Source organism: Bacillus sp. FSL K6-1560 (assembly GCF_038592935.1).
In the GTDB taxonomy this organism is placed as follows: Bacteria; Bacillota; Bacilli; order Bacillales; family Bacillaceae; genus Bacillus; species Bacillus subtilis.
Genome location: NZ_CP151946.1, coordinates 3536463 through 3559353 on the forward strand (window position 1 = coordinate 3536463; position 22891 = coordinate 3559353).

22 protein-coding genes are annotated in these 22891 nt (G+C 43.6%); 9 read left to right on the plus strand and 13 right to left on the minus strand.

Annotation, left to right across the window (positions count from 1 at the left end; genetic code table 11):
- Positions 1 to 15: 15 nt before the first annotated feature.
- The 3 genes from NYE22_RS18815 to mneS all read right to left on the minus strand — a co-directional run bounded on the left by NYE22_RS18815 (position 16) and on the right by mneS (position 3197).
- Positions 16 to 1212 carry a DUF58 domain-containing protein gene (locus tag NYE22_RS18815; protein ID WP_070548648.1) on the minus strand — a complete coding sequence of 399 codons (1197 nt, stop codon included), beginning with the start codon at positions 1210 to 1212 and terminating at the stop codon, positions 16 to 18.
- Positions 1212 to 2174 carry a MoxR family ATPase gene (locus NYE22_RS18820; RefSeq protein ID WP_069837334.1) on the minus strand — a complete coding sequence of 321 codons (963 nt, stop codon included), beginning with the start codon at positions 2172 to 2174 and terminating at the stop codon, positions 1212 to 1214. Before NYE22_RS18820 ends, NYE22_RS18815 begins: the two co-directional genes overlap by 1 nt.
- Before the next feature lie 150 nt (positions 2175 to 2324).
- The gene (mneS, locus tag NYE22_RS18825) at positions 2325 to 3197 is read right to left on the minus strand and encodes a manganese transporter MneS (RefSeq protein ID WP_015382984.1); all 873 of its coding nucleotides are present in this window, start codon (positions 3195 to 3197) and stop codon (positions 2325 to 2327) included.
- 73 nt (positions 3198 to 3270) lie between these two features.
- Between mneS and NYE22_RS18830 the strand changes: the two genes are divergently transcribed.
- The 7 genes from NYE22_RS18830 (at position 3271) to NYE22_RS18860 (ending at position 9253) form a co-directional block, all read left to right on the plus strand.
- Positions 3271 to 3558 carry a hypothetical protein gene (locus NYE22_RS18830; protein WP_064671848.1) on the plus strand — a complete coding sequence of 96 codons (288 nt, stop codon included), beginning with the start codon at positions 3271 to 3273 and terminating at the stop codon, positions 3556 to 3558.
- Positions 3559 to 3595: 37 nt separating this feature from the next.
- Complete coding sequence (gabP, locus tag NYE22_RS18835; protein WP_014479049.1) at positions 3596 to 5005, plus strand: GABA permease; 1410 nt, start codon at positions 3596 to 3598, stop codon at positions 5003 to 5005.
- Between the two features lie 151 nt (positions 5006 to 5156).
- Entirely contained in the window at positions 5157 to 6698 is a 1542-nt protein-coding gene (gene cotA, locus NYE22_RS18840; RefSeq protein WP_029317398.1) for an outer spore coat copper-dependent laccase CotA, read from the plus strand.
- Between the two features lie 97 nt (positions 6699 to 6795).
- Positions 6796 to 7785, plus strand: a complete 990-nt coding sequence (locus NYE22_RS18845) for a DUF4003 domain-containing protein (protein ID WP_342412052.1) — start codon at positions 6796 to 6798, stop codon at positions 7783 to 7785.
- A gap of 12 nt (positions 7786 to 7797) precedes the next feature.
- Positions 7798 to 8613, plus strand: a complete 816-nt coding sequence (locus NYE22_RS18850; protein WP_070548646.1) for an alpha/beta hydrolase — start codon at positions 7798 to 7800, stop codon at positions 8611 to 8613.
- 82 nt (positions 8614 to 8695) lie between these two features.
- Complete coding sequence (locus NYE22_RS18855) at positions 8696 to 8905, plus strand: cold-shock protein (RefSeq protein WP_003234008.1); 210 nt, start codon at positions 8696 to 8698, stop codon at positions 8903 to 8905.
- Between the two features lie 189 nt (positions 8906 to 9094).
- Positions 9095 to 9253: a hypothetical protein gene (locus NYE22_RS18860; RefSeq protein ID WP_342412053.1), complete on the plus strand. Its 159-nt coding sequence runs from the start codon at positions 9095 to 9097 to the stop codon at positions 9251 to 9253.
- 33 nt (positions 9254 to 9286) lie between these two features.
- Here the strand turns inward: NYE22_RS18860 and NYE22_RS18865 are convergent, their stop codons facing one another.
- Both NYE22_RS18865 and walM read right to left on the minus strand, forming a co-directional pair.
- Entirely contained in the window at positions 9287 to 10333 is a 1047-nt protein-coding gene (locus tag NYE22_RS18865) for a PD40 domain-containing protein (protein ID WP_064671847.1), read from the minus strand.
- A gap of 65 nt (positions 10334 to 10398) precedes the next feature.
- Positions 10399 to 10770 (minus strand): cell wall metabolism protein WalM, encoded by a 372-nt coding sequence (gene walM, locus NYE22_RS18870; RefSeq protein ID WP_003234013.1) that lies wholly within the window; start codon positions 10768 to 10770, stop codon positions 10399 to 10401.
- A 437-nt stretch (positions 10771 to 11207) separates the two neighbouring features.
- On the opposite strand from walM, the gene bdhA reads away from it, so the two are divergent.
- Positions 11208 to 12248, plus strand: coding sequence for a (R,R)-butanediol dehydrogenase (gene bdhA / locus NYE22_RS18875; RefSeq protein WP_003234015.1), 1041 nt, complete (start codon positions 11208 to 11210; stop codon positions 12246 to 12248).
- A gap of 47 nt (positions 12249 to 12295) precedes the next feature.
- On the opposite strand, the gene iolT is transcribed toward bdhA, so the two are convergent.
- Entirely contained in the window at positions 12296 to 13717 is a 1422-nt protein-coding gene (iolT, locus tag NYE22_RS18880) for a myo-inositol transporter IolT (protein WP_282627526.1), read from the minus strand.
- 583 nt (positions 13718 to 14300) lie between these two features.
- On the opposite strand from iolT, the gene NYE22_RS18885 reads away from it, so the two are divergent.
- Complete coding sequence (locus tag NYE22_RS18885; RefSeq protein ID WP_072173429.1) at positions 14301 to 15326, plus strand: potassium channel family protein; 1026 nt, start codon at positions 14301 to 14303, stop codon at positions 15324 to 15326.
- A 46-nt stretch (positions 15327 to 15372) separates the two neighbouring features.
- On the opposite strand, the gene NYE22_RS18890 is transcribed toward NYE22_RS18885, so the two are convergent.
- The 7 genes from NYE22_RS18890 to gutB all read right to left on the minus strand — a co-directional run bounded on the left by NYE22_RS18890 (position 15373) and on the right by gutB (position 22692).
- Entirely contained in the window at positions 15373 to 16344 is a 972-nt protein-coding gene (locus NYE22_RS18890; protein ID WP_003234032.1) for an SPFH domain-containing protein, read from the minus strand.
- Positions 16345 to 16374: 30 nt separating this feature from the next.
- Positions 16375 to 17139 (minus strand): YgcG family protein, encoded by a 765-nt coding sequence (locus tag NYE22_RS18895; protein ID WP_015252670.1) that lies wholly within the window; start codon positions 17137 to 17139, stop codon positions 16375 to 16377.
- Entirely contained in the window at positions 17139 to 18164 is a 1026-nt protein-coding gene (locus NYE22_RS18900; RefSeq protein ID WP_153257297.1) for a TFIIB-type zinc ribbon-containing protein, read from the minus strand. Before NYE22_RS18900 ends, NYE22_RS18895 begins: the two co-directional genes overlap by 1 nt.
- Before the next feature lie 65 nt (positions 18165 to 18229).
- Positions 18230 to 18913 carry a PspA/IM30 family protein gene (locus NYE22_RS18905; protein WP_342412054.1) on the minus strand — a complete coding sequence of 228 codons (684 nt, stop codon included), beginning with the start codon at positions 18911 to 18913 and terminating at the stop codon, positions 18230 to 18232.
- Between the two features lie 195 nt (positions 18914 to 19108).
- On the minus strand, positions 19109 to 20071 hold the full coding sequence (locus NYE22_RS18910) for a carbohydrate kinase (protein ID WP_032726742.1): 963 nt from the start codon (positions 20069 to 20071) through the stop codon (positions 19109 to 19111).
- 94 nt (positions 20072 to 20165) lie between these two features.
- The gene (locus tag NYE22_RS18915) at positions 20166 to 21557 is read right to left on the minus strand and encodes an MFS transporter (RefSeq protein ID WP_038827703.1); all 1392 of its coding nucleotides are present in this window, start codon (positions 21555 to 21557) and stop codon (positions 20166 to 20168) included.
- 73 nt (positions 21558 to 21630) lie between these two features.
- Positions 21631 to 22692, minus strand: a complete 1062-nt coding sequence (gutB, locus tag NYE22_RS18920; protein ID WP_038827707.1) for a sorbitol dehydrogenase — start codon at positions 22690 to 22692, stop codon at positions 21631 to 21633.
- Positions 22693 to 22891 lie beyond the last annotated feature (199 nt).

The following is a 22891-nucleotide window of genomic DNA, read 5'->3' on the forward strand; positions in this document are numbered from 1 at the left end:
CAGTCACCTCTCTTTCTAAACAACACGCGAAACTCGCCCGCCCCTCATGACCCGAACTCTGATTTGGCGTTTCATCATGCGTTCAATCATGGCATTTTCAGCTTGAGAGAGCACAGCATCTTTCTCTTTTGCCAGTATCACCGTAACCCGGCCGCCTCCTATTTCTGCGAGGTGCAGCATATCTTCCGTTAACTGTCCCGTGACAACAACTTGATCAGCTTGGCGAACAGATGGCTTTCCCAGCTCTTCCCGTGCATATCGGCTTATCGGGTCTGCCGCATCACAATGAGCGATGGCTAAATGCCGAAGCATGTGCTTAAAATGCTGATCCCCTTCCTGAATAGGGAAAATGTTTTTTTCCTTCCCGATGGAAGCCAGGCCAGCGCCCGCGCCGTTTTTTAAAACAGAATGAAGAATCGAAGCTGTCACTGAAACGACCTCTTCAAATGCGTCTGAGGAAAAACGGTCCATCAGCAGAAACAGATTTTTGCTGCGAGAAGGCTCAAATTCCTTCGTCATCAGCTGGCTCCGCCGTGCAGATGTCTTCCAATCTAACGCAGCAAACCGGTCTCCCGGCTGATAATTCCGCACACTTGCTGCGACTGAGGAATGGTGCTCATGAATTGGAGAAGAACCGCTTACACCGTCTTCCTGATGCCTCTCATTCACCTGATAGGAAAAACGCTGATAGAATGGATAAACAAACAGGGTATCATCCAGCTCAAAAAATGCAGTTTTTTCAATCAAGCCAAGAACATCCCCGGTTCGCACCCTGACAGAATGAAAGTGATGCTCTCCGCGCGGTACCCGAGCTAATTCATACGACATCGTTATGCTCCGTTTAAACCAAGGAAAAACGAGCCGTTTGGCCGCGGCTCCGTCTCGATTTAATGACTCGATACCTTCTGGCAGGCAATCTTCAATCACCATATACATCAGGGGAAATGGCAGCTTTCTTCTCAGCGTAACCGTTACGCCCAGCCTGTCCCCCGCATGCAATTGTGTTTTATCCATTTGCCTTGAAGCCTGAAAAGAACGGAGCGGATACAAGGCCAACAGCCCGGCATACAAGACAAAAGGGAGAAACGCGTAAAACAAAAACCAGCTGACAAAGCCGCCCTGAAACATCGCATAAGAAAAAACAGCAGCCGTCAATAAAGTTAATATAATCAGCTTCCAACCATATACGAGCCATTGCCATTTCTTATTCATCAGCGGACCGACGACCTTTGAACCGGCACCTTCACAGCTGACATGATCTCCCTTACGATCGCTTCTGCCTGAATCCCTTCAAATTTTGCCTCAGGATGAAGCATCATCCGGTGCGGCAGCGTGAAAGGAGCTAAATATTGAATATCATCCGGTATGACATAGTCGCGATGATGCAGCAGCGCGTATGCCTGTGCCGCTTTCATGAGGGCGATTGAGCCGCGCGGGCTGACGCCTAATTGAACAGAAGGATGCTGTCTCGTTTTCTGCACGATTTCAACGATATATTCCTTAATGCTGTCATCAGCACGGACATTTTGCACTTCCCGCTGTAAACGGATGAAGTCTTCTTTTGCAATAATCGGCTCAAGCGTCTCAATCGGATGGCTTTTTTCCTGAAGAGATAAGACGTCAAGCTCTTCATTAAAGGACGGATAACCCATCCGAAGTTTGAATAAAAACCGGTCAAGCTGGGCTTCCGGCAAAGGATAGGTTCCTTCATATTCGACCGGGTTTTGCGTTGCCATCACAAAAAACGGATCGGCAAGCTGCATCGTATGGCCATCTACCGTGACGCTCCCCTCTTCCATCGCTTCGAGCAAAGCCGACTGTGTCTTCGGAGAGGTACGGTTGATTTCATCGGCTAGCACGATATTTCCCATAATCGGGCCGGGACGATATTCAAATTCCATCGTTTTCGCATTATAGATAGATACCCCTGTTACATCAGATGGCAGCAAATCCGGAGTGAATTGGATTCTTTTGAAATCAGCGCCGATTGACTTTGCCAGCGCGCGGACCATCATCGTTTTTCCGACTCCGGGTACATCCTCAAGCAGCACATGCCCTTTGGCAAGAAGGGCTGCTAAGCTGAGTATGGCGATGTCTCGTTTTCCAACCATTACTCTATTAATATGTTCAACTGCTTTCCCCAGCAAAGGATGCAGGTCTTCTTGATATGCCATTCTTTTCCTCCTAATCATCTACAAAATTCATCATAATGTAACCTAACTTTACCACAAAAAGCAATCTGTATAAAAAAACGATTCTAGCAAATTGTTTCCAATAAAGCTGGCCAAAACACACAAAAAAGCTTCCTGTGGCAGGAAGCTCAATTATTTGTGTTCTAAAGGCTCCATATGAACATGCGAATAATCAATCGCATGCTCCTCCTTCATTCTCCGCTCAATTTCATTGGCTATATCGTGGCTTTCCGTAATATTTAAATCTGCCGATACCTCAACCACCACATCAACATGAACCGTACTGCCCAAGTATCTTGCTTTTATGTCTTTTAAACGGCTCACACCGGAGATTTTTTCGATTGTCTGTTTATAAGCGGAAATGTCCTTTATGTCGAATCCATCTGTCAAAGAGTGAGATGACTCTTTAAAGATATCCCATGCGGTCTTGCAAATAAGCAGACCGATCACAAACGCAGTGACCGTATCAATCCAAGCAAGATGGAATTGAGCAGCTACAATGCCGATAAATGTGCCGATACTGACGAATGCGTCTGATTTATTATCAGCAGCCGCAGCAAGGAGCGCCTGGCTCTTCACCTTTTTGGCCAGCCTTTTATTGTACCGGTAAACGATCAGCATCAGGACTGCCCCGCCCGCTGCCGTCCAAGCCGCAATCATATCCGGCGTCTCTTGTTTAGCAGAAAAAATAGATTCTCCGGCGCTGAACAGCACTTGCAGGCCGACAACCATCATAATAAACGATGCGATAAGCGATGCAATCGTTTCCGCTCGAAAGTGGCCGTATGGATGATCTTCGTCAGGAGGCTTTTGAGAGATGCGCAGGCCAATCAGCACAGCAACAGAAGCAATAATGTCAGTTGTGTTATTTAATCCGTCTGCCGTAAGTGCTTCCGAGTGAAAAAGATAACCGATGATCAGTTTAATTGCGGAAAGAACTAGATACGCGGCAATGCTGACCAGCGCTCCGGATTCTCCCTTTTTCAGTTCATCATATCTCTCCATACAAAACCTCCTCCCCGCTCACATTTTCCTATTATTATCTTACAAAGCTGATCCGCAGTGGGTCTACAGAAACATGATTCACCCGCCACAGAAAAATAGTGACGATGGAACACTTTTTCTCTCATCCAATTTATTTGCTCCGCCAAAAAGCCCATCAGATCCAATAATACCAGCACTTCTCGCATTCTATCGAATTGTAAATAGTACACAAAATCACACAGCAAATAAAAAACGAAACATTTTTTCCACACATTCGCTGAAAGCGCAAACAAAACACTACAAATTTGAAATAAGCTGGTATATTTTCTTACACGAATTTTCGACAAACTGTATATTTATGATAGAGTTTCAATTATCATAATATTCAGTAATGATTGCATTTTAAAAGGAGGTAACTTATGAACCAGTCTCAATCAGGATTAAAAAAGGAATTAAAGACCCGCCATATGACAATGATTTCGATTGCCGGTGTAATCGGAGCCGGCCTATTTGTAGGCAGCGGTTCAGTGATTCACTCGACCGGTCCGGGTGCCGTTGTTTCTTACGCGTTAGCCGGATTATTGGTGATTTTTATTATGAGAATGCTCGGTGAGATGTCTGCCGTAAACCCGACGAGCGGATCGTTTTCTCAATACGCTCACGACGCCATCGGACCGTGGGCAGGATTTACAATCGGCTGGCTGTACTGGTTTTTCTGGGTGATCGTCATCGCGATCGAAGCCATTGCCGGTGCTGGCATTATTCAATACTGGTTCCATGATATTCCGCTGTGGCTGACAAGTTTGATCTTGACCATTGTGCTCACCCTGACAAACGTCTACTCCGTTAAGTCTTTCGGTGAGTTTGAATATTGGTTCTCCCTCATTAAAGTTGTGACTATCATTGCTTTTCTAATCGTTGGTTTTGCCTTTATTTTTGGCTTTGCACCGGGCAGTGAGCCAGTCGGTTTTTCGAATCTTACAGGCAAAGGCGGATTTTTCCCGGAGGGCATCAGCTCCGTATTGCTCGGCATTGTCGTTGTCATCTTCTCTTTTATGGGAACTGAAATCGTTGCCATTGCAGCAGGGGAAACATCCAACCCGATCGAATCTGTGACAAAAGCCACCAGATCCGTTGTATGGCGCATCATCGTCTTTTACGTGGGCTCAATCGCCATTGTCGTGGCGCTGTTGCCATGGAATTCAGCAAATATTTTAGAAAGCCCTTTCGTCGCTGTACTTGAGCATATAGGAGTGCCCGCAGCCGCACAGATTATGAACTTTATCGTCCTCACAGCCGTACTCTCTTGCCTGAATTCAGGTTTGTACACCACATCCAGAATGCTGTATTCACTTGCAGAAAGAAACGAAGCGCCGCGCCGTTTTATGAAATTGAGCAAAAAAGGCGTTCCCGTACAAGCCATTGTGGCCGGGACATTTTTCTCTTATATCGCGGTCGTAATGAACTATTTTTCACCGGATACCGTCTTTTTATTCTTAGTCAACTCATCAGGCGCAATCGCTTTACTCGTCTATCTTGTCATCGCAGTTTCCCAGCTGAAAATGCGGAAAAAACTCGAAAAAACAAACCCAGAAGCATTGAAGATCAAAATGTGGCTCTTCCCTTTCCTAACCTACTTGACCATCCTCGCCATTTGCGGAATTTTAGTGTCCATGGCGTTTATTGATTCCATGAGAGACGAGCTGCTGCTGACAGGCGTCATCACGGGAATCGTTCTGATTTCTTACCTTGTGTTCAGAAAACGCAAGGTGAGCGAGAAAGCGGCTGCCAACCCAGTCACACAGCAGCAGCCCGATATCCTGCCTTAATGCTGATCAAATCCTAAACGGCCTGCCGTTTAGGATTTTGTTATTTTCTTCTTCGGGCGGTCTGCAGCACGAAGATTTTTTGTAACCATCACGTCCTTATTGTCATTAACTATAGTACCAATTTGGAAAATTTAGATAAGGAAAGATGAAAATGACACTTGAAAAATTTGTGGATGCTCTCCCAATCCCAGATACACTAAAGCCAGTACAGCAATCAAAAGAAAAAACATACTACGAAGTCACCATGGAGGAATGCACCCATCAGCTCCATCGCGATCTCCCTCCAACCCGCCTGTGGGGCTACAACGGCTTATTTCCGGGGCCGACCATTGAGGTTAAAAGAAATGAAAACGTATATGTAAAATGGATGAATAACCTTCCTTCCACGCATTTCCTTCCGATTGATCACACCATTCATCACAGTGACAGCCAGCATGAAGAGCCCGAGGTAAAGACTGTTGTTCATTTACACGGCGGCGTCACGCCAGATGATAGTGACGGGTATCCGGAGGCTTGGTTTTCCAAAGACTTTGAACAAACAGGACCTTATTTCAAAAGAGAGGTTTATCATTATCCAAACCAGCAGCGCGGGGCTATATTGTGGTATCACGATCACGCCATGGCGCTCACCAGGCTAAATGTCTATGCCGGACTTGTCGGTGCTTATATCATTCATGACCCAAAGGAAAAACGCTTAAAACTGCCTTCAGACGAATACGATGTGCCGCTTCTTATCACAGACCGCACGATCAATGAGGATGGTTCTTTGTTTTATCCGAGCGCACCGGAAAACCCTTCTCCGTCACTGCCTAATCCTTCAATCGTTCCGGCTTTTTGCGGAGAAACCATACTCGTCAACGGGAAGGTATGGCCATACTTGGAAGTCGAGCCAAGGAAATACCGATTCCGTGTCATCAACGCCTCCAATACAAGAACCTATAATCTGTCACTCGATAATGGCGGAGAGTTTATTCAGGTTGGTTCAGATGGAGGGCTCCTGCCGCGATCTGTTAAACTGAATTCTTTCAGCCTTGCGCCTGCTGAACGTTATGATATCATCATTGACTTCACAGCATATGAAGGAGAATCGATCATTTTGGCAAACAGCGCGGGCTGCGGCGGTGACGTCAATCCTGAAACAGATGCGAATATCATGCAATTCAGAGTCACAAAACCATTGGCACAAAAAGACGAAAGCAGAAAGCCGAAGTACCTCGCCTCATACCCTTCGGTACAGCATGAAAGAATACAAAACATCAGAACGTTAAAACTGGCAGGCACCCAGGACGAATACGGCAGACCCGTCCTTCTGCTTAATAACAAACGCTGGCACGATCCCGTCACAGAAGCACCAAAAGTCGGCACAACTGAAATATGGTCCATTATCAACCCAACACGCGGAACACATCCGATTCACCTGCATCTAGTCTCCTTCCGTGTATTAGACCGGCGGCCGTTTGATATCGCCCGTTATCAAGAAAGCGGGGAATTGTCCTATACCGGTCCGGCTGTCCCGCCGCCGCCAAGTGAAAAGGGCTGGAAAGACACCATTCAAGCGCATGCAGGTGAAGTCCTGAGAATCGCGGCGACATTCGGTCCGTACAGCGGACGATACGTATGGCATTGCCATATTCTAGAGCATGAAGACTATGACATGATGAGACCGATGGATATAACAGATCCCCATAAATAATCCGACAAACTTGCCTCTAGCAGGCAAGTTTTTCTTTATGAAACCTTTGGTCCTATTTATCGTATTACGTAAAAACAGCAAAAAGGAGCTGCTTTTTATGCTGACACACAACCTACATGAAAAAATAAAGCAATACATTTCCATTTATGCTGAATTAAAATCAAAATTAAAATGGAAAGTTTCACACGATCAGATATTAATGCTCATTTCTTCTGCATATATTGTGAATAAAAGAGAGTTTGATTTTCAGCGCTTTTATGATTTGAGCAGCTATATCAAATCAAACATCGGCAGCTTCTCAACACTCAATTCACACCACCGCTTTACTGTTGCATCTATTCTGGACATTCATTTTCAGCATAAGGCAAAACAAACATTTCATACTTTCATCGATGTATACAATGAAATGGTGAAGCTAGGATATAAGCGGGATATGTTCACATACCTTTCCGCTCTGATCTTGCTCACCGGCAAATCTGAAACGACAAACCAAAAAGAACAGATGAACATGGGGCTAGCTGTTTATCAGCAGATGAAGAAAAATCATTATTTCCTCACTTCAACTCAGAATGTTCCGCTTGCCGTACTGCTTGGAGAAAACGGAGAAGGTTTGCAGGCGCTACAGAAGGCGGAAACATGCTATCAGCTGCTGGCATCCAACGGCTTTAAAAAAGGACAATACTTACATCAGGTCAGCCATATTCTGGCCTTGCAAAGTGAAAAAGAGCCCGAAATGCTTGTTTCCGCTTGCAAACAGATATATCAATCGATCACTGAATCTGTCAAAAAACCAAAGGATTATCATTATCCAGACCTTGCTCTCCTCACATTTCTGGAAGAGCCAGATATCAAAACGGTTTTGTGCATCACTGACGAATTAAACCAGGAAAAAGCTTTTAAATGGCAAAAGGAAATGAATTTTAAAATTGCTGTCAGCCTCTATCTCAGTGAGCATATGGAGAAAAATCTGCTGATGGAATCAGGACTATACACCGCTATCGAAACAGTCATTCAAGCGCAGCAGGCAGCCGCGACAGCTGCCACCATCAGCTCAACAGCAGCCACCCATACTCATGATGGAAACTAAAGGAGGAGAAACATGCCATACATCATATTAGAAGATCAGACACGCCTTTACTATGAGACACACGGGAGCGGGACGCCGATCCTGTTTATACATGGGGTGCTGATGAGCGGACAATTTTTCCACAAACAATTTTCGGCGCTTTCTGCCAATTATCAATGTATTCGTCTTGATCTTAGAGGACACGGCGAATCTGACAAAGTGCTTCACGGCCACACCATTTCCCAATATGCCCGTGACATAAGGGAATTTCTAAATGCAATGGAGCTTGACCATGTCATTCTTGCCGGCTGGTCAATGGGCGCTTTTGTCGTATGGGATTATCTCAATCAATTTGGGAATGATAACATTCAAGCCGCTGTGATCATCGATCAATCCGCTTCCGACTATCAATGGGAGGGCTGGGAACACGGTCCATTTGATTTTGACGGCTTAAAAACAGCGATGCACGCCATTCAAACTGACCCGCTGCCTTTCTACGAAAGCTTCATCCAGAATATGTTCGCAGAACCGCCTGCCGAGACCGAAACAGAATGGATGCTGGCAGAAATCCTCAAACAGCCGGCTGCCATTTCTAGCACAATTTTATTTAACCAAACGGCCGCTGATTACCGGGGCACCCTCCAAAACATCAATGTGCCGACATTGCTGTGCTTCGGGGAAGACAAGAAATTTTTCTCTACAGCAGCTGGAGAACACTTGCGCAGCAATATTCCAAACGCGACACTCGTTACCTTTTCTAAAAGCAGCCATTGCCCGTTTTTAGAAGAGCCAGATGCTTTTAACAGCACACTCCTCTCCTTTTTAGATGGGGTTATTGGAAAGTCATAAAGAAAAAGGAATTAGGAGATTAGGGAAAAGTATGAGACAATAGGAAATGTGCAGTAAAATACATGAGGGAAGAAGTGACTTTATGTCTTACTATAACAAACGAAATCAAGAACCGCTGCCAAAAGAAGATGTGAGTACTTGGGAATGCACAAAAGAAGACTGTAATGGCTGGACCCGAAAAAACTTCGCCAGCAGTGATACGCCATTGTGCCCTTTGTGCGGAAGTAAAATGGTCGACGGCATCCGTTCATTAGTGAATCTCCAAAACAACAGCCAAACGAAAACAAGCTAGTTCTTCCCTATAACAAATGCAGTCTCCTGCAAGCAAACAAACCCCGAACGGAGACAAAATTCTATATTTCAGAATAAAAGCCTCTTATTGCAAGAGGCCAAATACGAAGAAAGAAGCCCAAAACTGTAAACGTTTAGGGCTTTTTTGTCTGTTTTAATGGTATAATATGGATATAAGAGGAGGGATAACGTGATCTCAAACCAGCAGCAAAAAGACTTGAAAAAAAGAGCTGCGTTCAAAAAGCTGAATGTTGCAATGAACTTCTATGTTGAACTTCTGTTTTTGTCGGTCCCTATGATTCATATCTTTAAATGGCTCGGATCATTAGCCCTGCACCTCATCCATTAAAAAAGCCACTCAGCTCATGCCGAGTGGTCTTTATTAGTTAATCACAGAAAAGCTGTTGATGATGCCGTTCGGATTTTCCCATACTTTTTTGAAGGTCTTATTTTCAAGGCTATAGGAATAAATCGTCCGCACCTTAGCTTCACGCCCTGTTTCGTCCTTCAGCTTTTTAGCCCCCTTGGCTTCGGCAAGAAAATAAATGTTCTTCCCATCCTTAGAAAACTGAGGCTGTGCGTCAATTAACAGCTTAAATGATTTCTGATTTGAGATGATGCTTTCATATTTTTTCGTATCCGCATTGAGCATTTGAATAGAAGCGGTTTGCTCCGTTCCTTTTTGCGTATATGATGTGAATAAAATACGTTTATCATCATCAGAAACAGCAATATCGCTGATAAATTGGTTCAGGCTTTTCAGCTCATTAAATTTATGTTGACGGCCTTCCGCAAAATGAATCGTTGTCGGTTCAGGGTCGATGCCCTTTTCGTTTGCTTCATCTGTTTTCTTGTAGTCTTCTTCTACAGAATAATGAAGCAATGCAAATGAATCGTTTTTTTGGTTATAAAAGAAGCTGCTAACGGTGTTATCCTGATCATTAGCGGCAGGATAAAGATTTTTGTACTTTTTCGTTTTCAGATCAAAAGCGGCGATCCGAAAATTGCTTTCGTCCGCTTTTCCTAAGCGGAAATAGATGGTTGAACGGTCCTTTGATAAAAACAAACTGTCCGCACTCTCCGCGCCTTTATAAAGCACCGTCTTTTTATTAGACTTTAGATCCAGTTTAAAAAGCCTCATTTCATTCTGTTCATTATTGCCCGTATAATAGAGCACCTGCTGTTTTTGATCCAAGGCAAATGCCGGATAGCTGGTCAGCTTCTCCTCATGGATCACCTTGTCATTTTCATAATATCTTGTCAGCAGATCCGTATCTGTAATTGAAACCAGCAGCTCATCACCGCTTTCGGTATTGACTGAAACATCAGCAGCCTTCTCATGGCCTTTATCCTTTGTAACATAAAACGCAACTCCCGCGGCAGCTGCCGCTATTATCACTGCTAACAATAATATGATTCTTTTTTTCATCTTTTATCTCCACCAATAGAAAAAGCAAGAATGTGACTTCTTGCTTTCCAGATTATATATGTACATTAATAGCTGTAATGCCCCGCTACTTTACCTTTGCTTAATGGATATCCAAGCGCTTTAAACGCTTTAGGGCTAACATCCAGCACTGCATTAGGCATTCTGCCAACATCATTTTTATAAACCGTAATCACTTTTTTAGGCTTCGCTTTTGCATAAGCTCTGATTTTTGTCCCGTTTCTAGGAACATCAAATCCGATTTTGGTCGCACAATCCCAATGTCCAAGTTTCTTACCTGAAGAGCCTTTTTTCCCGACTCCATTATACCAAGTAATATTTCCGTTCACATGTTTCGCACTGGCATCTGATGAAAAACTAAAAGCTCCCAAAGTACTTCCTACTAAGATAAAAGCGGCTAAAATGACTTTCTTCAACATTTCGTCCCCCTGTTTGTTAACATCTAGGAAGATTATACACGATCAACCAGCTATTTTTTATTTCAATATCCTTACAGTAATGTTACAAAGTCAAAAAAGTTACCTCTGTTAAATTAAACCATGGAAGATTATCCTATTATAATAGCAGTATTAGCGTTATAATTATTGATAGAGTAGTTGTCGCATTCAATATGAACGAACCATTACCGTATTGTTCAAACCAAATTCATAGCTATGTAAACGATTGATACTCTCATATAAAGAAAAAAGAGTGTGCGAGACCCTTTTTTCTTCAAAGTTTCTTTTTTCAAAAAAACGTAGATTATATTATATAAAAATTTCATTTCTTTTTTGGTTTTAAAAATGGCGATTTTGTGAACAGTTCATATTGACCGGTGCGGAATTACTCACATCAAAAGCTATAGGAGTGGTAATCCATGAAGGCAGCAAGATGGCATAACCAAAAGGATATCCGTATTGAACATATCGAAGAGCCAAAAACGGAGCCGGGAAAAGTAAAGATCAAAGTCAAATGGTGCGGCATCTGCGGAAGTGATTTACACGAATATCTGGGCGGCCCGATCTTTATTCCGGTTGACAAACCGCATCCATTAACAAATGAAACGGCACCTGTCACAATGGGGCATGAATTCTCCGGTGAAGTTGTCGAAGTCGGAGAAGGCGTTGAAAATTATAAAGTTGGAGACCGCGTCGTAGTCGAGCCGATTTTTGCTACACACGGCCACCAAGGCGCCTACAACCTTGATGAACAAATGGGATTCCTCGGCTTAGCCGGCGGAGGCGGTGGTTTCTCTGAATACGTCTCTGTAGATGAAGAGCTTTTGTTCAAACTTCCTGATGAATTATCATATGAACAAGGCGCGCTCGTTGAACCTTCTGCAGTTGCTCTATACGCTGTCCGCTCAAGCAAACTCAAAGCAGGCGACAAAGCGGCTGTATTCGGCTGCGGCCCGATCGGACTTCTTGTCATTGAAGCGCTAAAGGCTGCCGGTGCAACTGATATTTACGCTGTTGAGCTTTCTCCTGAACGCCAGCAAAAAGCTGAGGAGCTTGGCGCGATCATCGTTGATCCGTCTAAAACAGACGATGTAGTCGCTGAGATTGCAGAACGTACAGGAGGCGGTGTTGACGTAGCATTCGAAGTCACTGGTGTCCCAGTGGTGTTACGACAAGCCATCCAGTCCACTACAATTGCCGGTGAAACCGTCATCGTCAGCATTTGGGAAAAAGGTGCTGAAATCCATCCGAACGATATCGTAATCAAAGAACGTACAGTAAAAGGAATTATCGGATACCGCGACATCTTCCCGGCTGTATTGTCATTAATGAAAGAAGGCTATTTCTCAGCCGACAAACTCGTAACGAAAAAAATCGTACTAGATGATTTGATCGAGGAAGGCTTCGGGGCTCTTATTAAAGAGAAAAGCCAAGTCAAAATCCTTGTCAGACCTAACTAATTTGAAACCAAAAAGAATCCGCACTCGGGTGCGGATTCTTTTTTAAATTATCCAATCACTTCAGCCCCAGAATCCTTCTTTGCCCCGCTGTGATCATAAGCGCGGAAGTTTTCCTCCAGTTGCTCAAGCGAAAGCCCTTTCGTTTCCGGCAAAAACCTCTTCACAAACAAGACAGAGCAAATTCCTAATCCAACGAAGATAAAGAACGTTGTGGACAGCCCGATGGCTGCCAGCAATATTGGAAACGTGAAACTGACTGCAAAATTCACCATCCACAGACAGAATACCGTAACACCCATTCCCAGTCCGCGAAGGCGAAGCGGGAAAATTTCAGATAGCATCAGCCAAGTCACTGGTGAAATGGCGCCCTGCTGAAAAGCAAGAAATGTGACCGTTAATGACAGGACTACATATGGAAGTGCCGGTGATCCTTCAAGTACAAGTGAGAATATCCCGATTAGCAATAACGCTGTTGTCGTACCGATCAAGCCTGTCATCAGCATCGGCCGGCGCCCCACTCTTCCCAGCAGCCAGATTCCGACGAATGTTGCCAATACCGAAATCACACCATTCGCAATATTTCCGATTAAAGCGGCTTCCGTTTGGAAACCGGAATTTCTTAGAATTTCAGTCCCATAATACATAATCGAATTCACACCTGTAATTTGCTGTACAATCGCAATCCCTAATCCAATAAACACAATACGCCGCACCCATGGGACTGAAAGATCTTTAAACGTTGCTTTTTCAAGCTGATCTTCTTTTTTGAAAGCGAATTCAATTTCTTGCAGCTCAGCTGCTGCCCGTTTTTCATCCCTGATTTTTTTCAATACACGCAAAGCATCTTCTTTCCTTCCTTTAGAAACAAGCCAGCGGGGACTCTCGGGCATTCTGATCATGCCGAAAAACAGGAACAAGGCTGGAAGTGACGCAATGACCAGCATAAACCTCCACACATGGGAGTTGTCTCCCATTGTTGTTCCAAGGATCGCATTAAAAACAAAGGCCAAAAGCTGTCCTGATACAATCATCAATTCGTTCTGCGTCACCATCCGTCCCCTGCTTTCCATAGGAGACATCTCTGCTAAATAGGCAGGCACCGTTACGGATGCACCCCCAACCGCAATACCGAGCACAAAACGGGAAATAATCATGACCGTAACATTTGGTGCAAACGTACACCCAATCGTTGAAATAAAAAATATAACAGCGAGGAACAAAATATTTTTGCGGCGGCCGTTAAAATCAGACATCCTGCCGCCAAACACAGCACCCAGGGCCGCTCCAAAAAGAAGTGAACTGGTGACAAGGCCCTCTGTGAAGGCATTGAGATTAAGCTGATTCGGCTCTCCCATATACGGCAAAGCTCCATTGAGCACACCGGTATCATAGCCAAAAAGAAGCCCGCCAAAAGTGGAGACTAAAATAATTGTACGTAAAAATGACATTTGATTGCCTTGTTTATTCATACTGTTTCCCCCAGTCTTTTTCAAAATGCGTATGTCAAAAACTCATTCCAGGGCTGCTGCCTTCCTCACATTTCGTAAGCAGGCTTCAGAAAATAGTTGTTCATGTTTTTATCCAATAACCTCATAACCTTCCCTTCTTCTTAGCATGTCAGTCCCAATGGAAGCGATTTCATTTCTCGCTAAAAGAGCAATGGTCATTTCTTTGTGCATAACCTTGTTCATTTGGCATTTAATAGTCACTTGATAGTTCAATTGTAGTGATATGATAGTTATATTTTTGTTATATCTGATATTATCATAATTACAAAAACGCTTTCAGTCAATATAAATTTCTGAAAATTTTTTACTCTATAAAAGGAAAATCACCAATTCAAGGGGAAAATGAACGTTTTTCTTCATGAAAATGTGTGAATCAAGTTAAAAATCCTGTGATTTTCTGTTCATACCGTTAAATGAGTAAGTGTTGGGTAACTTCACCTATTTTTCTCTGTAAAATCAAACATTCGTTCAATTGTTTCAGACTCAGGATAAAAGGAAATAGAGAAGAAAATAAAAGAAGGCTGACTTAAGGGAGGCAACCAAAATGAATGAGGGTTATATCATTGCAGGCCTTTTATTATTGACAGCGGGGATGATTGATTTTTTATGGACCACGTTATGGTTAGAGAGCGGTGCAGGCCCGATCACAAGATGCCTGTCTGCCTGGCTGTGGAAGGGCTGCCGCAGAATCAGCGGTGACCACGCAAAGGTTCTAAGTATGGCTGGTCCTCTGCTGTTATGCCTGACGTTAGTGATATGGATCAGTCTATTTTGGGGCGGGTGGGTTTTGATTTACTCGAGTGACCCTCACTCACTTATGGAAACTCAATCAAAAGAACCGGCTTCCTGGTCAGACCGAATTTATTTTTCCGGCTATGTCATGTTTACATTAGGAAATGGCGACCTCGCTCCGAACGGAGGCCTATGGAAGCTTGTCACGATTATTGAAACAGCTCAAGGACTGCTTACCATCACGTTTTCTGTCACGTATTTGATTTCCGTCTTGAGTGCGGTTAATCAAAAACGCTCCTTTGCCCAAAGTGTATTAAGTCTAGGGCATGACGGAACAGAAATCGTCCATAATGCATGGAATGGCAAAGATTTTCACGACATTGATTTTCTTCTTGTCGCTGCCTCATCAGAACTGGGAAAGCTGACCGCTCAGCATAACGCCTTCCCCATCCTTCATTTTTACCACAGCACGCAGCATCAGGAATCATCCATTATAGCTGTTGCTGTATTGGATGAGGCTCTAACCATTTTCAAATACGGAATTCCTGAACAATATCAGCCGAATCAGCTTCATATCAAAGAAGCGCGCTCAAGTATCAAAAACTATCTGGATACCGTTCATACTGCCTATATCCATCCTGCAGAACAAGCGCCACCGGAACCAGACATCTCAAAGCTTCAACAATCAGGCATACCGGCTTTATCAAAGCAAACATTTCAAATTGCCGTCAATTCAATAAAGGAACGTCGTCAATTGCTGCTGGGAATTATCCAAGCGGGTGCTCGAAAATGGCCTGTTCAGGAGCAAGCAATAGGTAACGCTTATTCTCCTAAATAAAAAAGTCCCGAGCGCTGATCACTCCGGACTTTTCACTGTATGATTCTTATACAAGCTTCTGGCCGCAATTCGGACAAAAATTGGCTTCGCCCGTTTTTGTTCCGCAGTTTGGACAGAAATTCGGTTTGCTTCCGCTGCCAGTTGACTGTGGGCCTGATGACTGTGCCTGCTGATTTTGATTCATTTGGTTCATCATCTGATTGGCCATATTCATCCCCATCATCATTCCAGCCATATCCGAAGCCGCTCCGCCTCCGCTCATCTTTCCGGATGCCATTCCATCCGTCATTGATATTTGCTGGTATCTGTTCACATCCCCAACCATACCGTAGGAAGCGTTCTTTGTAATCATATCTTGAACCTCTTGAGGATAATTAAAGCTCATGATTTGAAAACCAGTGACCGTCATCCCGTCGCTTATTAATTGCATATCTAAGTCCTCTTGAATTCCCTTGGCAATATCAAAAGCGTTTGCTTGAAGATTAAACATATCTTTCCCTTCTCTTGTGATCCACTTCATGAGAAGCTGATCCAGAATAGAAATGATACGGGTTTTAATATCCTCTACAAAATATTGATCTTTCACGCCAGCGATTTTATCAATCAGGCTGATATAGTCCTGCACCTTGAAATTAAATGTGCCGTTTGCGCGAATGGGCATCCCGCCTGGCATTCCCGCTGCCGGAATATTTATCGCCTGTTTTGTTCCCCATCTTACGGTAAATTCCTTCGTATTGACAAACAGCACCTCAGCTCGCATGCCGCTGTTAAAGCCAAACTTAAAGCCCTTTAACGTTGAAAGGAATGGAATAATTTCTGATTCAATATCATAATCGCCATCATCTTGAAAGACTCCTTCAACCCGCCCATTGTTCAAAAAGACAGCATCCTGTCCGGGACGAATGATTAAACGGCTCCCTTTTTTGATTTCACGATTGTTCCATTTATAAAAAATCATATCATCTCTAAATTCTTCCCACTCTACTACATTCGCTAATTGATTTCTGAAAAACGACATTACGCCTCTCCCTTTCTCTATTTCTTACATTTAAAAACTGCCCCGGCTTCCACTGTATGACGTGCCGCCTTTCGTAACACCGCCATCGCTGCCGCTGTCTTTATCTGATGGTTTTCTTTCTCTTGTTACAGTCGTTCTAATATAAGTGTCGTATTGATCAATCACATCAGACGTACGCTGATCCATATATGTATTTCCATTAACCGTTACTTTGCCGCCTGCATGATAAAGCATGATTGAAACCGCAATTCCCCCGACTGCGATGGCAGCAATCAGCTGAAACCACCATGTAAAGAATATGTTGTCGGGGTTTACTCCCGGTTTTATGCCCATATCTTTATAGGAAAGCTGAATATATGTCTCAAAAGCTTTAAAATAATTTTCATTGGATAAATCAGATGAAATCGTATTTCTGATGCTATTGAGCCTGCTGTTGTCCAAATACTGTTCGGCTTTTTTGAAGCCTGCGATAAACACTTCTCTGTTTGTCATATCAATGGTCAGAATGGCTGTACTGCCTTTTCCGTAACGATCATAAAAATCGCCGGTATAGTCTGCAATATCTTCACCGTTTGTGCTTTTGGTCGTAATAATGATGAAATCAGTGTCTCTCTTTGCACCCAGCTCTGCCGAGAGAGATTCAAGTTTTCCGATCTCCGCTTTTGACAATAGATGAGCGCGATCGTACACATGCTGCTGCGATTCAGAGGCTCTTGCCGCTTCGATACCCAGTAAAGGCATCATGATGAAAACAGCCAGCACAACAAAGATCGCTTTTCCAAAAAATCCACGCATCAAAATCCGCCTCCCATCATCAATGAGACGAGCTTCAACGCAAGAAATGTCCCGCCTGCTATTCCGCTAAACCATGCCGCCACTTTTCCTCGACTGATCGGCGGCTTTCCAACAACCTTTCCTGTTTGCCCGTTCATCGCAAAGATATGCTCCGCTCTTTCATAATCGTAACTGACCATCCAAACAGGAAGCAAAACGTAAAAGCTGTTCACGTTTTTCGTGTGAATATGTTTTTCCCTCACATTGACTGACGTATATCCGGAAAAAGTAGAATGGATGTATGAATCTATATAACTGCTGATTTTCTCTTTTGCCCTCGGAAAAAGCTCCTCATCGGTATAATTGTACTTTTCCGCAATATAACCGGCCAAATATGCCGTTTGAAAGTCCTTCAGCTCTTCGTATGAATAAGGCTCCAATTTGTCCATTAATTCGTCTTTCATTTTTTCAGAGGCATCGACAGGGATTTTCAAATAATCGAGATTGATATCACGAAACGCTTCAAAGTGCTCTGTTTCCGTGCAAATATAATCCCCTTCTTCATACCGGTGGACCCTGGTACAGTTTGCTCTCACCTGTACTTCACTATTTAAATCAAACATCCAAAACGGAATATACATGCCGGTGATGCTTTTAATGCGATCGGCAGACATGAAACCTCTTGGTGTCAGAAGGCCTTTTTTGCACCACTTTCGAAATGCCTGCTCCGCTTCTTGCTTGCTGATTGTAAATGGAATGACCTTCGCCGGCGCCAAATGTCCTGATAAACGATCGGCAAGTATTGCAGCACCTCCGCAGAAGCTGCACGTCGTTGCTGTCGTTTCAGCTCCCGTGATCAAAACGGCACCGCAGTTTTCACATTGATATTCTTTTGCTTCATCATCAGAAAACCGTGCCGCAATGTTTTCTTTCGGAAGGCTTTCAATATTGTCCTGTCTTCCGCAGCTGCTGCAGGATAACGAGCCGGTTTCACTGTCAAATGCCATATCACTGCCGCAGTTCGGACACTTATAAGATATTATCATTACCGTTCCCTCTCACATCTTATGATAAAATGACGCCGCAGCCGAGAGCTGCGGCCTCCTATGTATTACTTATCGAGCATCATTTTCGCTTTTAACGCCGCAAGTTCATCATCAATCTGGCTTGAACCGCCAGTGTCATACTTTGCAGTCAGATCAGCCATATCATCCTGCGGAGCGCTGTTCAGTTCAGCCATTGCATTGGCCTGATCAAGTGCCTTATTTACTTTATCCTCGATTCGGCCGAATGCAGACATTGATTGGCTTGTACTTGAAACAGAAGCGCCCAGTTTGTTCATTCTTTCTTGCGTTTTCGCTACTGCCCACTTCGCCTTGATCATATTTTTACGTGCTTCCAGCTCTCCAATGTCAGATACCAATTTGTCATGCATCTTTCTCATCTGTGCGGCATTGGTTGCAGCAATTTGATTCGCCGCCTGCAGCTCAGAAAGCTTTGACTCCAAAGATGTTTTTCTTTCAAGAAATTTTCTCGCATCGCTCTCATTCCCGGCTTGCAGCGCCTTCATTGCATAGCTTTCCATCTTTTCCATATCCGCCTGGCATTCGTGATATTCTCTTTTTGCTCTCTGCTCCTCGGCCATAACAGCTGCTGTTTCTGCCTTAACCTTAGCCAAATCGCTATTCATATTTCTTAAATATTGATCTACCATTTTCTCCGGATTTTCAGCCTTGTCCAATAAAGCATTGATATTCGCAGACATAATATCTTTAAATCTTCCAATTATACTCATTATATCGTTCCTCCTAAAGCTAATTCGGTAACCCTTGTTACATATACTATTTATTATCGTTAAAAGTTTCACTTTTTTAATAAAAAATGACATTTCAAACAAAAAATACACAACTTTTTACCCGAACAAAAATGTAAGCAATAAAAAAAGATGCCTCCAAAAGTCCAAAGACTTTCAAGAAACATCTTCAATGATTTACAAAGAAACTTCGATCTCATCCAAGCTCGGCAGTGCATCAATCGCTCCAATTTTAGTGCACACAAGAGCTCCGACCTTATTGGCAAACGCCACAATCTCACGCAGTTTCACAAAATCAGCATCTACAGATTGAATCTGATCCGTATTTGCCAATTGATATAAAGCCGCACCGACAAAAGCATCTCCCGCCCCTGTTGAGTCAATTGATGTCACAGGAATGCTTGGAATGATTTCACGGTCTTTTCCATTGGAAAGAAGCGTTCCGCTTTTCCCAAGTGTCACAGCGACAATGTTGGCTCCGATCTCATGAAGGATCGCAACTCCCTTTTCATGATCCTTCACACCGCTTATAATCTCAAGCTCCTCGTCACTGACTTTCACAAAATCACTTACAGCGATCGCTTTTTTCGCAACACTTACAAACTCTGAGACTCTTCCCCTCCATAAATCTTCACGGTAGTTAGGGTCAAACGAAATAAACTGTCCATTGTCTTTCGCAATCGACATCAGCCGTAAATAGGCTGAGCAAAACGGATCCGATAACAGTGCCGTCGCAGAGCCGAAATGAAGAATTTTCGCTTCGTTTAGTTTTTCCTGGTCAATATCCTCCAGCGTAAACAAAGCGTCCGCGCCTCTATTAAAAACAAAGTCACGCTCTCCATTTTGTTTTAATGAAACAAAAGCAAGCGTTGTAGGCGCTTTCTCATCCATCACCAGCATAGAGGTATCGACATGTACAGCGTCCAATGTTTGCTTGAGAAAATACCCAAACGGATCCTTTCCTACTTTTCCGCTGAAAGCGGCGTCTCCGCCCAGCTTGGCAATCGCTGCTGACACATTCGCCGGTGCACCCCCGGCACTTTTCAGGAATTGGCGCCCTTCCATTAAATCAACGTCAACATCGGTACAAAAGAAATCAATCAACAATTCCCCAATACAAACTACAGAATGACTACGCATATTATCACACTCATTTATAAAGTCTAGATTACAGTCTCAGTATATTACTTTCTGCCATAAATACAACATTGAATATTAAAAATTTTACATATATTTATCTCGCAGACCTTTGCTCCAGCTCAGAGATGATGTGTTTATATCTTTTTTCCGTTAAAGGATAGAAGGCGATAAGAATAATAGATAGCAAAATGAAAAATCCCGGAATCAAAGCATTCATATTTTTAATCGCATTCAATGACGCAACTGTCTGGTCTGTATTCGCCACATACCCGGCGATTCCTAAATAGATGGCCGAAAATGACCCGGCCAACGCCACACCCAGCTTATTGATAAAGCTCATGCTCGAAATCACCACACCATCCGCGCGAATTCCGGTTTTCCATTCCGCATAATCGACACAATCCGCAACCATTCCCCAAGCAAGCGTATTTAAAGGCGTTGTGAAAAATCCCGAAGCGAAAAGCCAAATGAAAATGAGTGGAATTGAAGAATACGGCGTAAAATGCAGGCCGGCATAAGAAATAAGCGATAGAGCTGCCGTGATGATCATGACTTGTTTTCTGCCCCACTTCTCAGAAAAGAAAGGAATAAACAAATTACTGATCAGCGCTGCCCCGAAAAATAAAACGGTGCCCATAAACACGAACTCTTTATGGTTGACGTTATACGTAAAATAATACACCATCGTGCTGAGCTTAATATTAAACCCGATCGCAAAAGCCAAAAATGATGAAATTAACATAAGCAAGGGTTTATTTCGGAATAAAACGGATAACGTCTTTTTGATCCCTTGTTTTTTTCTCTTTTTAGGCTGAATTCGCTCCCGTACAGTAAAGAAACTAAATAGATTCAAAACGATGCTGACAGCCGCATAGATGAGCGCCGTCATCTGAAATCCAAACGCCTGATCCTCTCCTCCGATAGCAGTTGCAAGCGGTGTCGCACAGGAAATGGATAAAAGAATGCCGATATACACCAAAATCATCCGGGTTGTTGTCAGAACCGTTCGTTCCTCCACAGAATTCGTCATCCGCCCCGTTAAGCTGTTCACCGGGATCGTTTGCATACTAAAGGACATCCCAAGCAAAATATAGGTGATGTACGCATATACCATATTCCCCGTCTCTCCGAAATGAGGCGTCGTGAAGCATAAGAACGTGAATAGCGCAAAAGGAAATGCCACCCACAGCAAATATGGCCTTGCTTTTCCCCACCTTGTATTCGTTTTATCTAAAATCAATCCCATGATCGGGTCAAAAATAGCATCCAGCACACGCACAACAAGAAACAAAGTTGCGATCACCGCAGGCTGAATGCCGCCGACGTCTGTATAATAGAATAATAAGTATGCGTTTACAAACTGAAAGATAATATTATACGACATATCGCCGAATCCATAACCGATTCGTTCAAACCAGGACAGTCCGGTACTGGATTTTGACTGATGCTTCACTTTCATTGCCGTTACTTTTTCTGTTTCAATCATCATTTCCCACCCCAAGAATCCGTTTTCATTTCCAGTAAACAAGAGGGAGAATACGAAGATCCTCCCTGTTCACTCAGCGATTTGGATACACCATCACTTTTAAACATTCATTCTTAAATTGAAGCGCCCGCTCCATCGCATCTTGCGTCTGCTCCAGCGAATATTGGTCCGTTACTAGATGCTTCGTGTCCACAATGCCTGAAGCAAGAAATTCGATTCCCTTTGGATACGTATTGGCATAACGGAAGATCCCGTAAATATCAATCTCATTATCCGCAATAAACGGCACGTTGAGCGGAATCTCGTTCTGTGAAGGCAAACCGACAATCGCCAATTTTCCGCCCCGGCGCACAGAAGCCAGTGCGGATTGCAATGCCGCTGGATTCCCTGCTGTTTCCCAAGCAACATCAACGCCTCTATCATTCGTGATCGTTTTAATCTCTTCAAGTGTATCCTGTTCACGTATATTAATAATGTGAGTCGCTCCCATTTTTTTCGCAGCTTCTAACCGCAGCGGCTCTAAGTCGGTGACAATGATTGTGCCTGCCCCAAATGCTTTAGCTGCGGCAACAGCCATTAACCCAACAGGGCCCATCCCCATAATCGCAATCGTTGATCCGGGCTGTAGCTTCGTTCTGGCCGCCGCATGGATGCCGACAGAAAACGGCTCGATCAAAGCAGCATCTTCATAAGAAAGTGAGTCTGGGATTAAAAAAACAAAGTCCTGACGCATTTTAATATATTGGACAAACGCGCCGTCTACCGGCGGTGTAGCCAAAAACTGTACATCCGGGCAAAGATTATAGCGCCCTTCTTTGCACGCTTCACAGCGTCCGCACGTAACACCCGGTTCTACAGCGACGCGGTCTCCCACCTTGAATTGATCGACAGATGATCCGACAGCGGCAATTTCACCCGCACATTCATGCCCAAGGATAAATGGTTTTTCCACAACATAGTTGCCTATTCGGCCATTTGTATAGTAATGCAGATCAGATCCGCAAATTCCGACAGCCATCACCTTAATCAACACTTCATCATGATTGATATCAGGCACAGGCAATGTTTCAATTTTGATCTCTCTTGTGTTGTGCATAACAGCCGCTTTCATGTTTTGAGGTACTGTGTGAGTCATTTGGCAAGTTCCTTTCTTTAGAAAATAAAATGTAAGTGCATACATTTTTGTTTTCTCTGTTACTGCCCCCATTTTATCTGCTTTTCAACACGTTCAACAGCCTTTCCTGCTGTATAAAAGGACAGCGGCACTGTACTTTTATTTTTTCATATACAAAAAACGCTGGATTGATAAAATAGTACTAATAGGAGGTGCAGGC